The sequence below is a fragment of the Rhizobium sp. LjRoot254 genome (genome assembly GCF_964254105.1).
In the GTDB taxonomy this organism is placed as follows: domain Bacteria; phylum Pseudomonadota; class Alphaproteobacteria; order Rhizobiales; family Rhizobiaceae; genus Rhizobium_E.
Window position 1 is genome coordinate 133,089 of the sequence record NZ_CAXUSM020000001.1, and the last position, 12,894, is coordinate 145,982.

Genomic DNA, 12,894 nt, shown 5'->3' on the forward strand with positions numbered 1-12,894 from the left:
CATGCAGGATCTCACCCATGCCCACGACGAAAGGGCCGCACGCCGACCCGGCCGGACATCCGGGCTCATCGAACCGGTCGAACATTTCAAGACGATAGGGCAGGCGCGGCGTGCGGCAGCGGTCTGCACGCGCTGCGACCTCTACAAATACGCAACGCAGACGGTGTTCGGCGAGGGCCCGCGGTCAGCCGAAGTGATGTTCGTAGGCGAACAGCCGGGCGACAAGGAGGACCTGGCGGGCAAGCCATTCATCGGGCCAGCCGGGCAGTTGCTCGATGAGCTACTCGAGGAGACCGGTATCGACCGGAATCGCTACTATGTCACCAACGCCGTCAAGCACTTCAAGTATGTGCCCAAGGGCAAGCGCAGGCTGCATCAGCGGCCGAATGCGGGCGAGATCGAGTGTTGCCGCTGGTGGCTCCGCATTGAACGGGACTTGATCAAGCCGAAAATGATCGTGGCATTGGGGGCGACTGCCGCCCAGGCCGTGACAGGTTCGGGTACAGGCATTCTGAAACGGCGCGGCAGGATCGAAACCCTCGAAGACGGCACGCATGTCTTCATCACGATTCACCCGTCAGCGGTTCTGCGTGCCGGTGATCCGGAGGCACGGGCGGAAGCAAGACAGGATTTCATGAGGGATTTGCAGGCGCTTGCCCGGCTTCTTGGATAGAGCCTACATTCAACAATGCGCGGCTCTGGAATGCAGGCGGCCGGCCCAGCAGGGTCGGCCGCTGGGAATGGTCAAGCCTGGGCTTCGAGAAGACTGGTCACAGACAATTGCAGCGCCGGGGCAATGCGCTTCAGGTGCTGCATGTCGATCTCGATGCCGTCTTCGATGCGGACAATTTCCGCGCTCGTAAGGCCGCATGTCACGGCCAGGTCTTCGATGCTGTATCCAGCGGCCTGGCGGCTCGTTCTGACACGGTTTGCCACAAGCGACACGTCGATAATGGCGTTTTCGGATTGATCCAGATGATTGAGTGAAATGTTCATATAAGGTCCTTCGTATTCTATCTGTCGAAACCGGCAGATCCCCAATGCTCAATTCTGCCCTCTTTTGGACACACATCTATTATGCTGCGTGTGCGAAGAGAGCAAGAGCGGATAGGTAGTGTTTTGTTAAGAATTGCCGCAGGTGCGAACGGTTCGCAAACTCTGGGCATACTCGCCGCAAGAGCCGAATATCATGAAGTTTTCAAGCTGAAACTTTGGTGAATGGTACGGTTGGGGGGTCTCGAACCTCCGACCTCAGGAGCCACAATCCTGCGCTCTAACCAACTGAGCTACAACCGCATATCCACTGGAACGCTCTTAGCATTCTTGGGCGTGACATACGAGGGGTAAGATTTTTTTTCAAGCCCCTCGGCCGCTTTTTTCAACTTGAGGCAATTTATAGCGCGGGCATGGCTGTCGGTCTGTGCCGCAGGGAACAGAAAGGCCGGGCATAGCCCGGCCTCATACGCTTCACAGGGGACGCGTTACTGATATGCGATGTAATCAGGCGCTCATCTTGAAGGCCGACATGGCCTTCTCGGCGGCATCCTTGCCCGGCTTGGCGACGTTCTCTGCAACCTTCTTGGAGGTTTCCGAGAGTGCCTTGACCTGCTCGACAGCGGCTTCGGCCTGCTTGCGGAAGAAGGAGGTCTGCAGTTCGAAGAATTCGGAGACCGACTTCACGCCGAGCAGCGATTCGAGATGGGCGAGCGAGGTCTCGGTGTTGGTGCGGAACATGCCGATGGCGGACATGCCGAGTTCGACGGTGCCGGCCTGGGCGCTCTGCAGCGTGGCTTCAACGGTCTTGCTGGCTTCCTCGGTAACTTCCTTCACCTTGGCAAGGCTTTCCTTGGTCTTGGAAGAGCTCTTCTCGGCGAAGTCGCGGAAGGTGTCGGAGAACTTCGACGGGTCGAAGGCGGAGAGGGAGAATACGTCGTCGGAAGCGGTTTTCTTCGCGAATGCCATGTGGAATGCTCCTTGGAATGGGTTGACCGGTTTTTCCGGGTAGTCTCTATTCGATGATCGTCATATAGCATCGATTATTGTGCATTGCAACATAATTCCGCAACGCAGCAAAGTTAACCCTTTCATGCAATTCCCGCATGGCACTGTGGACCCTTCGCCGCAGAGGAGATATTAATGAAGAGTTAACATCGCGTTTACCAAGTTTTGCGTTCCAAGGTCCGCCATGCCGCAGGTTCAATACCCATTCATAGATGTCGCCGTGCACCCGGCGGTGCGCGCCCGCTTTGCCGCGGGTGAGGCGATCGCGCTGTTTTCGCGGGACATGAAAGACGTGCTCTGGGCCAATGGCGAGGGCGCCCGCCTGTTCGGCCATCGCGCCATTTACGATCTTATCGACAGCGGACCGGATCGCGGCGGCGTGGCCTATCGCCAGTTGACGGCGACCGCCGCCCAACTGGTCACCGTCGGCGACAAGCGTGGTTTCGTGATGCGTATCGCGAGCGGCTTCAGCACATCGGCGATGCAGGCGGAAGTCAGTCTGGAGGCCATCGGCGATCAGTTGCTGGTGATGTTCTCGTCGCCGGTTTCCGGTGGCACGGCACAGCATCTCAAGGGCATGCTTCAGGGCTTCGACGATCCCGACACCCACATGGCCGTGCTCGATCGCGACGGCGAGGTTCTACAGGCATCCCAGGGTTTCAGCTCGATCGGCATCATGCAGGATACGGCGCGGGCGCTGATCGCGGCAGCCAGTCGCAGTGCCGATGGCCTGATCAAGCGGCCGGTGCCCTCTGGCTCGGGTTATCTTCCGGCCGCGATCGGCAAGCTGTCCGATGATCTCTATCTGCTGTTCTGTGTCGAGACGTCTCTTGGCCGGATGGATGCACCGGATGACGAGGTCGAGGACGACTCAGCATTATCGGACGCCTCGGAACTGCGTAACGAAACGCCAGCCCTCGTGGCGGCTGCCGCGCAACTGGACGACGGCGTGCCGGCGCAAGCCGAAACGGATGTTGCCGCATCCGAAGTTGTGGATAGCGGTGATACCGACATCGGCGAGAACGATCTGCCATCGGTTGCCGCCGAGGATGTCATCGAGCCGGTCGCCGATGAGGTTCATGCCGCTGCTCTGCTCGACGCCGAACAAGCGCTCGATATCCCTTCGCAGAATACCGCAGACGAGGTCTATGAGGGCGAGGCTCCGGAGGATATCGCCGATCTTGCCGCCATCGATGGTGCCGATGAAGACCAGATCGAAGCGGCTTCCGCTATGGAAACCGTGACCGATCCGCAAATCCTTGAGCACGCCGCCGATACCGAGCAGGCGTTCAGCGAGCCCCTGGATGCCGGGACGACCGAAGACGCCGTTGCAGATGCCGAAATTGACGTGGCCGCTGACGCGTCCGCAGAAGTGTCTGCCGAAGAGAACGAAGACACGGACAAGGAATTCCTCTCGCCGGAATTGACCGGCGATATCGCCGAAGCGTCTGACGCGCACGTCGACACGCCAGAGGACATCGCAGAGACACCGGCCTCAAAGGCTGAAGCGGCTGAACAGGATGCTGTCGCGCTTGAAGAAGCAACCGGCGAAATCGAATCGCCGGAACTCGTTGCAGATATCGCCGAAGCGTCCGACGAGCCAGCCGAGGCGCCGGAAGATTTTGTCGAGGTGGCATCCGTCACGCAACCTAAAGACGCTCCAGAGCCGATTCCGGCAGATGCTGGCTTCGCGTTCGATCCCGGCAGCCGGCCGGTTCGCTTCGTCTGGAAGCTCGATGCGAATGGCAGTTTCGCCGAGGTCTCGGATGAATTCGCGCGCACCGTCGGTCCCCGCTCCGGTGATATCAACGGCCAGTCGTTCCGCGATCTCGCGGCACTCTTCGATCTCGATTCCGACAACGAGATTGCCGGCCTGCTCGACCGCCGCGATACCTGGTCGGGCCGTACGATCAAATGGCCGGTCGAGGGCACGAATCTCGTCGTGCCGGTGGATCTCGCCGCACTTCCCACCTATTCGCGCAATCGTGAATTCGACGGTTTCCGTGGCTTCGGGATCATTCGCGTCAGTGACGCCGAACAGGATCCGCATGCTTTCGGCCTGACCTTCGCTGCCGATGAAGCCAATGACGACGCCGAGGACGACGACGTTCCGCTGACGGTCGATGGCACGTTCGAACAGTCTGCGGGCGACCAGCCGACGGCTGACGAGCCTCTGCCTCCGTCACGGGACGAGTTCCAGGGCGAAGTGCCGGCCCTCAGCATCGCTTCCAATCCGCTGGGCAATTTTTCGGACAAGGTCATTCAACTCGAGGAGCGCCGCGCCAAGAGCACGCGTGACGGGTTGAGTGCCAGCGAACAGGCGGCACTCAAGGAAATCGCGCGCCAGCTCGAGCCTTTCGGCAAGCGGCCGAATGACGACGTGGTGAAGTCGACCAGCGGCCTGATGCAGGGCGGGGATGACGACCGGACGGATCGCGATGATCGCGCGCCGGCCGATGACGTCTTCGATGCCGAGGACGCAGGCGCGCAGGGTGCTGATGCCGGCGGCGGCGAGCATGATGAGCAGGCCGAAGACCCCTTGATGGACGAAGAGCGCGTCCAGACCATGTTCGAGGATCTCGGCACAGGCCCTGGCCTGACGGCCTATGCCATCGACCTCGTGCCGATGGCGATCCTCATCCATGCCGGCGACCGGCTGATCGAGGCCAATTCGGAATTCAGGCGCCTGACGGGTTATGACAGCGTGGCAGCGCTCGAACGCGCCGGTGGTCTCGATGCGTTGATCACCCGTCGCGAAGGCCCGGATGCCGGCGTCTATCTCGTCCGCGCCGATGGAACGCAGATACTGGTGTCAGCACGGCTGCAATCTGTCCGCTATGACAGTTCCAGCGCGCTGATGCTGGCTGTCACGCCGGCTGCGGGCATGCTGGCCGTCGTCGCCGAGCCTGAAATCATCGGCGAGAGCGAGGCGGCGCGCAAGCTCGCGGGCCTCAAGGTCGAGGTCGAGGAAATGCGCTCGATCCTGGAGACCGCCACCGACGGCGTCGTCGTCCTCGATACCGAGGGACGCATCCGCTCGATGAACCGTTCGGCCTCGGCGCTGTTCAACTTCGACGACGCCGAGACCCGCGGCAAGCCTTTTGCCATGTTGTTTGCCCATGAGAGCCAGAAGTCGGTGCAGGATTATCTTGCCGGACTCTCCGGTCACGGCGTTGCCAGCGTGCTGAACGACGGCCGCGAGGTCATCGGCCGCGAATCCTCGGGCGGCTTCATACCGCTCTTCATGACCATGGGGCGCATGCCGGGGTCGAACAGCTATTGCGCCGTGATGCGCGATATCACCCAGTGGAAACGTTCCGAGGAAGAACTCAAGGCCGCCAAGCGTGCGGCCGAGACCGCCAACCAGCACAAGAGCGATTTCCTCGCCCGCGTCAGCCACGAAATCCGCACCCCGCTCAATGCGATCATCGGGTTCTCGGACATGATCGCGAGCGAGCATTTCGGCCCGGCCGGACATGCGCGCTATGTGGAATATGCAAGCGACATCGGCCGCTCCGGCCGCCACGTGCTCGATATCGTCAACGACCTGCTCGACATTTCCAAGATCGAGGCGGGCGAGATGGATCTCGAATTCGCCGCCGTCGGCATCAACGACTGCGTCTCGGAAGCCGTGTCGCTGGTGCAGCCCCAGGCGAATGCCCAGCGGGTGATCATCCGCACGTCGCTCTCGCAATCGGTGCCCGACATTGTGGCCGACCTGCGCTCGATCAAGCAGATTTCGCTCAACATCCTGGCCAACGCCATCCGCTATACGCCATCCGGCGGCCAGATCGTCGTATCGACGGCTTACGAGCCATCCGGCTCGGTGACGCTTCGTATCCGCGATACCGGCGTCGGCATGTCGAAAGGCGAGCTCGACCAGGCGATGAAGCCGTTCGGTCAGGTTTCGTCCGGCACTCGTCAACGCGGCGACGGAACCGGCCTCGGCCTGCCGCTGACCAAGGCAATGACGGAGGCCAACCGGGCGATGTTCTCGATCCACTCCGCCCCGAACGAGGGAACGCTGGTGGAAATCACCTTTCCGCCCCAGCGCGTGCTTGCGGACTGAGCGCGCCGGGCATAGAAGGCCAGGCTGAAACCTGACCTGGGGACGCCAGTTTGGACCTGCCTGCCGGACATGTGAGCGCGCCGCTTCTCAAGCGACAGCAGCACCCCTTGCTACAGGGGGCGGCGGTTCTCTTTTCATTGATCATCATCGTTCCCTTGGCGGCGATCGTCTGGATCGCGCTGACCGGCGGCACGGCGGACCTCGTGCATGTCGCGACCAGCATCCTGCCACGCGCACTGGCGCGGACCGCGGCGCTGCTGGTCCTGATCAGCATCGCCACGGCTGTCACCGGCATCGTTGCCGCCTGGCTGACGGTGTCCTTCGAGTTCCCGCTGCGGCGGCTTCTCACCGTGGCGCTGGTGCTGCCGCTGGCGATGCCGACCTATCTCGCGGCCTATGCGGCGGGCGAATTCTTCGATTTCACCGGTCCGCTGCAAACGGCCGTACGGGCAATTTTCGGCTTTTCGCGGCCGAGCGAATACTGGTTTCCGGATATCCGATCGCTCGGCGGCGCGGTCCTGGTCATGGGCTCCGTGCTCTACCCTTACGTCTATCTCGCCTGCCGGTCGATGTTCCTGCTTCAGGGCCGGTCGGCGGCGGATGTCGCCCGCACGCTGGGCGCTTCGCCCGTCCGGGTGTTTTTCCGGGTGCAGCTTCCCATGGCGCGGCCGGCGATCGCCGCCGGCTTGATGCTGGTGATGATGGAGACGCTGAACGATATCGGCGCGGTGGAGTATCTCGGCGTCAACACGCTGACATTCGCGATCTACGACACCTGGCTCAACCGGGGGAGCCTCTCGGGCGCGGCGCAGATCGCGGTGGTGATGCTGGTCTTCGTCGTCCTGTTGATCCTCGCGGAACGGCACGCGCGGCGCAGCCAGCGCTTCGCGGGCGGCAAGACGACGACCACGGTCCATGATGCCGCGCGGGTCCAGCTGAGAGGTGCGCGCAAATGGCTCGCAACGTTGTTCTGCGCCCTGCCAATCGCTGCCGGCTTTCTCATTCCCGCCTTCGTGCTGGGTGGCTATGCCGTCAAGCGGCTCGACGTCCTGTTCACGAACCGGGTTCTCTCGGCACTGGGGAATACCGTGCTGGTGGGATGCGCGACGGCGGCCATTGCGGTGACGCTGGCTTTCGTTCTGGCTTATTCGGCCCGTGTGGGGCGCAATCGGTTCACGGCGCTCGCCGCACGCTCGGCGGCGTTCGGCTATGCGATTCCCGGAACGGTATTGGCGATCGGGGTGCTCATCCCGCTCGCATCGCTCGACAACACGATCAGTTCGCTTGTAAACCAGGCGTTCGGCCTCCAGCCCGGCCTGATCATGTCGGGCACGATGTTCGCGATCGTCTATGCGCTGACGGCGCGGTTCTTGACGATGGCTGAAGGCACGGTGGAGGCGGGCTTCCACAAGCTGCCCGTCAGCCTCGATCATGCATCGCGGACGCTCGGCCGCACGGGCGGCCAGACGCTGCGCGCCATCCTCATCCCCGCCATGCGGCCGGCGGTGCTGACCGCCGCCCTTCTCGTCTTCATCGAGACAATCAAGGAGCTGTCGGCGACGATCCTGCTCAGGCCGTTCAATTTCAACACGCTGGCGACGCTGGTCTATGAGGACGCCTCGCGCTCCCAGGTGCCCGATGCGGCGGTGCCGGCGCTGATCATCATCGTCGCCGGCCTGGTTCCCGTGGTCATGGTTTCCCGCTCGCTCGACCGCGTGCGTTAGGACCGATCGCCATTCAGCTGATGCCGGTCTGCAAATGGTGATTTTCTGCGCTTCCGGTGCTCACGTACGTTAAGTACGCTCCGCTCCGGTTCTCGAAAACCACCATTTTCGACTCGGCCTGAGCTGAATGTCGATCGGTCCTCCAGCGTCAGCCCTCGAGACCCAGCATGCCTGCCGCGACGAATTTCAGCGCCATGGCGTAAGAGCGTTCGAGCTCGCTCCCCGAGTAGCGTCCGCCCGACAGCGCATCGACCCGCTGGTTCTGCGAAACGACTTGCAGGCCGAGTTGAAGCGTGAATGCGAAGCCCCGGTAGAGAGCCTCTTCGGACAGGCCCGGCCTGAGATCGCGGATTCGCGCGACGAACAGGTTGGCGGTTTCGTCGAAATTGGCGCGCACGAGTTCATGCCAACGGTCGGTCATTGCCACCTTGGAGATCAGGCTGACATAGGCCTTCCAGCCGTCGCCGCCATTCAGCGTCTGGGTGAAGAGCGGCCGCATGAAGGCATCGAGCAGAGCCTCGACACTCGTACTTTCCTCGCGTTGCAGTTCCTCCAGCCGTTCCAAGCGAATCCTGTTGAGAATATCCGCCCTGCGGGCGACCACGGCGCCGAACAGGTTGTCCTTGGTGCCGAAATGATAGCTGGCAAGCGCCAGCGTCACATCGGCGCGATTGGTAATGTCGCGCAGCGAGACCGTATCGAAAGTCTGGGCGCCGAACAGTTCTTCGGCGGCGTCAAGTATCTTTTCCTTGGTCTGGTCGCCATTGGCGCGCGTGACCGGCCCGGCGCCCGATTTGGCACCCTTTGTCTTTTGCATTCGTGCGACCCCCACAATCGTCACTGGTTTATTATGGCCGGTTCTGGGACCGGCTTCAATCAAAGCCTCTTACGGCAGAACGATCACAAAGAACAGCTTGCCGAGCACTTCAAATCCCTGCTTTATATGCATCAATGCCAAAATCAAAAAAGGGGAATGGCAATGCAGGCTGGGAGTATCGATCTCAAGGCAAAATCCAAGGTGAAGGAGTTCGGCCGCATCCGCAGGCTGGACAAGAGCTCACGCATTTTCCTGGTCGCCAATGGCGAGGGCGAGATGCTGGAAATGCTCGGGTCCTTCGTCGGTGAAGAGATCGAGGGATCGCATTTCACGTCGCTCGCCGATGCGCTCGAGGTCGAGCATGTCGACGATCTCCTGGCGCTTGTCGAACAGGTGCCGAAATATCTCGGCTCCATCCGGCTGTTCGGCGTGTTGATCGATGCCGATCCCGCAACGAGCATGGTGCATAAGGCGATCATCGTCGCCGAAGAAGGCGAGCGCCGGCGGGTAATCGTCAAGAAAGACATCAGCGGGATATTCGAGGACAGCGTCAGCGCGCTTGAGATCGCCAACTGGATCGAGGCGAAGTTCTAATTCTGCCATCCCGCCTCACAGGCAACGGCGAGTGTTCGGCTTCATCTTGCGCGGACGGCCCCTGCTGCCAATGTGATCCGCCCGAATTTTGGCACCAAGACATAATTTGCCTCGCTCATGACTCCACAACGAAGCCCGCCGGTGAAGATCGGCGGGCCGCTACGGCTCTTCGAAAGTTTCTGAGTAATCAACGTAGAGCTTGCCGACCGGCTTGCCGACGTTATCAGTGACATCGTGCCAAGCACTATCGAACTCATTCTGCTCTATGCGATCGGCCAGTTTGCGCAGTGTGTCTGCCGCCCACTTGTTGACCACGGCTACAGTAGGGCCGACGAACTCCAACTCGACATCGCATTGTAAGTGCAACGTGCCTTCCTCGAATTCCAAGAGCATTACCTCCCGATCTCTATCCGGTTACGTTATCAATGACGCGGATTCGGCCGCGCGAAGATAGACAGTCATCACAATGAGTCCTGGCCGTTACTATCGTTCTCGGCCTGACAGGCACGAGAGTTGTTGAAGTAATAATGTATTCCAATATAGGATTGGTCGAACGCGATCGTCTTAATTTTCAAGTTAATTTCTTCGATATTGTCTTTCAGATGCGCGCCGGTTTTCTTACTCCAGCGTGTCCCAAACACCCGCTCATTCTGAAATATTGACATCGTCCAATGTCGAGGCTCAACAAACATGGCGCCTGGCTTCAAATAATTGTGTGGAATGCTTGCGCCATAGACGTCATTAAGCTGACGTTCGATCTTCAAGAAATCCCTCCCCACGTTCTCGCCATAAGGATCATGGGCATAAGGCGCCGATGCGGCACTGACGATGCAGAGGCCAGTCTTTTTGGAGAACTGAACCTGATAGACAACGAAGTCAGGATGCGGTTTAGGCACGCTTCGTAAGACAAACGAACCGCTAGCGTCGCCCGGATTTTCGAGAGAAAGCGCTTCTTTTCGCTGGCCCTTCTCCAGGCCGAACGGGCCAGCATGTGCGCCGTTCCAAGATAGGCCACAAAGAGCAACCGCTATCAAAACACGCATACGTCCACCCGAAAGAACTTCACCCAAGCGTGATTATGCCGACAGTAGCAGAGATCGTGCAACGCTCAAGGGGGCAGCTTGACCGGAACGTGTGACCTTGTAATTGGACACGTGACGGTGCGAACCTAGTATCAGCATGATCTAGTTCAAGCGATTCGGTGCGAGATGGATATCAAGCGACTAACCTACACTGATTTTCAGCGCGTGTTGTTATACAAGCTTGCGGTGGCGGTAGAGGCTGATTTTGATCGACCAATTGACGTGGCCGATGTGGCGCTCACTGTAAATGGAAAATTTCAGCAAAGCTGGATATCGGCAGTAACGCAAAAATTCGTTCTTGAAAAATACATTCGAAAGTGGGCTCGGCCTCTTTTCGACGTATCCGAAGTGCTAAACGCTGATGAAGGATCGGCGAGTAAGCTGAGAAGAGCCTACCAGTGGGGTGAAGCCGGTGCTGATTTATACACCCTCACCGAGAAGGGATTGGAAGAGGCCGAGCGAATTGCCGCCTATGAGGGCTGGAATCTGTGGCCCGATATCGATGAAGTCGCCGAACAAGGGTTCGGTTCTAGCGTGGTTGAGCAAGGCCGGAAGATGACGCTGAACCGAGATTCATCGGACTTTAGAGAAGTCGAGACCGGGCTGAATACCGCGATCGAAGAGTTGCGGTCTGATAACATGCTGATGTCTGACGCAGAAGGTGGGCAGCGTCTCGCAGAACTCGAAGCCGGCAAAGTTCTCATCCAGTCCGAACAAGTGAACGAAAACCTCATCAAGCGCGTCCTTATACCGTCGCTAACATGGACAGCGAAAAAGATTCGTGACGAAGGCGCCGTTTCTATAATCAAGATTGGCGTGGCGAAGCTGATCGCTTTGCTATCCGGTTGACCACATGGATCATCCGCAAGTCTGTAACACTTAGCATTTTATAATATTAACTAAGTCATTGAAAAATAAGATAAATATATAGATGGCTGGGGAACCTGGATCCTATTGTTATCAATGATAATCGTTATTTTTCAATAGGTTATTATATGCACAAAAATAGATTCCGGAACACTTAAGCTACGCATTTTTCCGGCGCTCTTCCAGACAATTGCTGGATAGGCCGTTGATTAGTCCTTGGCGTCCGCACGACCAGTTTGATCGGGCCTTGGCTTGCATTGCAGGTGGCGCTTTGGAAGCGTTTCTAATCAGAAGTTGGTGACCGCGACCAGTGCGAGAGCATGGCGTCGATCTTTGGCTGAACCCTCTTTCTTGCCGCCTTTCGATCAACACCGGCAAGGAGAAGCTGATCGTAGTCAGTCATCAGATGGCGGAGGAGGGTCTGCAAGATTATACCGGTAGCTCCTCCCAGTGAAACCCCCTGCCATTCACGGCCGACAATCTGCGCTACGACATAATCCACGGCAAATTCTGGGCATCCAGGGTGATGCCTGTGGAGGTGTCTTCGGACCGCAGCCTCAGTGAATTTCACGTACCGAGTTCCGTAGTTTGGCATCAATTGTTGAGCCTATTCTCCGTCTGACCATTCGCCTCGACGGATCTTTGCCCTCACCTTGGCCTCGAGTTCGTCAATCATAAGAGCTAATAACTTGACTCCTGAAACATCCAACTCAATCGCGAGCTGCCAGAAACGTTTATACATGTCAGTTGTAATCTTGAAGTTCAATGGCCTACGAATCATAATTAATCCTCTTTGCGTCATTGTATAGAAAACTTATTGCAGTGCAACTGTTACATTTGTACAACATATGGTAAGTAAAAATTGATTTACTACTCCTATTACGTAATCAAGTTTTCACAATGGAAGTTTTGCATTTCTTTTTGTATCCCATCATGAGATCGCTATATAACGAGTATGAACAACTGTAATTGAATGGATCATTAGATGTTTACGGAACAGAAGTTTGCCGTCGCCAAATTCATTGATGAAAATGTCAAGCGATCGCCACTCACCGCAGCCGAGATTGCTCTAGAATGCGGCTTTCGCAGCGAGAAGACTCTTTTGGCGTTTCGACGAGCCGAAATCAGACTGCCGCTCGATAAGGTCGCCCCACTCGCGGATGCAATTGAATGCAACAAGTCCGAACTTCTCACCCTGGTGCTGAAAAGTTGGTTTCCAACAGATGTTGTTGAGCTGTTGCAGACGTCGTTGGCTCCTGCGACAGGGGTCTTGAAAGGACCTAGATCGACGCCATCAAGAAATATGGTGGTGGGAGAGTCCTGAGCTGGCAGCAAAAACGGAATAGAGCTTCGATTTGGGATGAGGGCGACTCACAGGGGCATGCGTCAGGCAGTGCCTCATTGACCGTCATTTCTAGATCGCTGCCAAGAGCTTCGTGGAGGTTGGTGCTTACTCGAAGTCAGCAACATAGAAATTTGAATGAATTAGAGCACGTCCGTGGGATGCAGTTGGCGGGATTCTTGACCAGTTCACGCGGCCCGAATGCGCCAACTACCTCAAAGCCGCTGGATATGATCCAGATTAAACAGGACGTGCTCTAGCCTCAAGAATGAAATGAATGCGGCGGCCGGCTTCCCACGTTGGTGCATGCCCGCTAAGGGGCCGATTACTGCCTGTCGGGTTTTGGCGCGTTTACCGCGTTAGCTGCTGTATGCGTCGTGATTGAGCGATGTCAGAAA

12 protein-coding genes and 1 tRNA gene are annotated in these 12,894 nt (G+C 58.3%); 6 read left to right on the forward strand and 7 right to left on the reverse strand.

Annotated features, from left to right (window positions below; translation table 11 throughout):
- Position 1 precedes the first annotated feature (1 nt).
- The gene (locus ACSQ26_RS00690) at positions 2-673 is read left to right on the forward strand and encodes a UdgX family uracil-DNA binding protein (protein WP_436005302.1); all 672 of its coding nucleotides are present in this window, start codon (positions 2-4) and stop codon (positions 671-673) included.
- Between the two features lie 71 nt (positions 674-744).
- Here the strand turns inward: ACSQ26_RS00690 and ACSQ26_RS00695 are convergent, their stop codons facing one another.
- The 3 genes from ACSQ26_RS00695 to ACSQ26_RS00705 all read right to left on the reverse strand — a co-directional run bounded on the left by ACSQ26_RS00695 (position 745) and on the right by ACSQ26_RS00705 (position 1,962).
- Positions 745-996 (reverse strand): helix-turn-helix domain-containing protein, encoded by a 252-nt coding sequence (locus ACSQ26_RS00695; protein WP_258158349.1) that lies wholly within the window; start codon positions 994-996, stop codon positions 745-747.
- Positions 997-1,219: 223 nt separating this feature from the next.
- Positions 1,220-1,296 (reverse strand) — tRNA-His (locus tag ACSQ26_RS00700).
- A gap of 204 nt (positions 1,297-1,500) precedes the next feature.
- Positions 1,501-1,962 carry a phasin family protein gene (locus ACSQ26_RS00705; RefSeq protein ID WP_436005304.1) on the reverse strand — a complete coding sequence of 154 codons (462 nt, stop codon included), beginning with the start codon at positions 1,960-1,962 and terminating at the stop codon, positions 1,501-1,503.
- 223 nt (positions 1,963-2,185) lie between these two features.
- On the opposite strand from ACSQ26_RS00705, the gene ACSQ26_RS00710 reads away from it, so the two are divergent.
- Entirely contained in the window at positions 2,186-6,070 is a 3,885-nt protein-coding gene (locus ACSQ26_RS00710) for a PAS domain S-box protein (RefSeq protein WP_436005306.1), read from the forward strand.
- A gap of 50 nt (positions 6,071-6,120) precedes the next feature.
- The gene (locus ACSQ26_RS00715; protein WP_436005308.1) at positions 6,121-7,794 is read left to right on the forward strand and encodes an ABC transporter permease; all 1,674 of its coding nucleotides are present in this window, start codon (positions 6,121-6,123) and stop codon (positions 7,792-7,794) included.
- 148 nt (positions 7,795-7,942) lie between these two features.
- Here ACSQ26_RS00715 and ACSQ26_RS00720 read toward each other — a convergent pair whose 3' ends face one another.
- Positions 7,943-8,611, reverse strand: coding sequence for a TetR/AcrR family transcriptional regulator (locus ACSQ26_RS00720; RefSeq protein ID WP_436005310.1), 669 nt, complete (start codon positions 8,609-8,611; stop codon positions 7,943-7,945).
- Between the two features lie 162 nt (positions 8,612-8,773).
- Here ACSQ26_RS00720 and ACSQ26_RS00725 point away from each other — a divergent pair, with 162 nt between their 5' ends.
- The gene (locus tag ACSQ26_RS00725) at positions 8,774-9,205 is read left to right on the forward strand and encodes a hypothetical protein (protein ID WP_436005312.1); all 432 of its coding nucleotides are present in this window, start codon (positions 8,774-8,776) and stop codon (positions 9,203-9,205) included.
- 159 nt (positions 9,206-9,364) lie between these two features.
- Here the strand turns inward: ACSQ26_RS00725 and ACSQ26_RS00730 are convergent, their stop codons facing one another.
- The gene (locus ACSQ26_RS00730; RefSeq protein WP_436005313.1) at positions 9,365-9,592 is read right to left on the reverse strand and encodes a hypothetical protein; all 228 of its coding nucleotides are present in this window, start codon (positions 9,590-9,592) and stop codon (positions 9,365-9,367) included.
- A 74-nt stretch (positions 9,593-9,666) separates the two neighbouring features.
- Positions 9,667-10,275: a hypothetical protein gene (locus ACSQ26_RS00735; RefSeq protein WP_436005315.1), complete on the reverse strand. Its 609-nt coding sequence runs from the start codon at positions 10,273-10,275 to the stop codon at positions 9,667-9,669.
- Between the two features lie 138 nt (positions 10,276-10,413).
- Here ACSQ26_RS00735 and ACSQ26_RS00740 point away from each other — a divergent pair, with 138 nt between their 5' ends.
- Positions 10,414-11,136 (forward strand): hypothetical protein, encoded by a 723-nt coding sequence (locus ACSQ26_RS00740; RefSeq protein ID WP_436005317.1) that lies wholly within the window; start codon positions 10,414-10,416, stop codon positions 11,134-11,136.
- Between the two features lie 301 nt (positions 11,137-11,437).
- Here ACSQ26_RS00740 and ACSQ26_RS00745 read toward each other — a convergent pair whose 3' ends face one another.
- On the reverse strand, positions 11,438-11,749 hold the full coding sequence (locus tag ACSQ26_RS00745) for a DUF2293 domain-containing protein (RefSeq protein WP_436015036.1): 312 nt from the start codon (positions 11,747-11,749) through the stop codon (positions 11,438-11,440).
- A 390-nt stretch (positions 11,750-12,139) separates the two neighbouring features.
- Between ACSQ26_RS00745 and ACSQ26_RS00750 the strand changes: the two genes are divergently transcribed.
- Positions 12,140-12,478 (forward strand): hypothetical protein, encoded by a 339-nt coding sequence (locus tag ACSQ26_RS00750; RefSeq protein WP_436005319.1) that lies wholly within the window; start codon positions 12,140-12,142, stop codon positions 12,476-12,478.
- Positions 12,479-12,894: the final 416 nt, after the last annotated feature.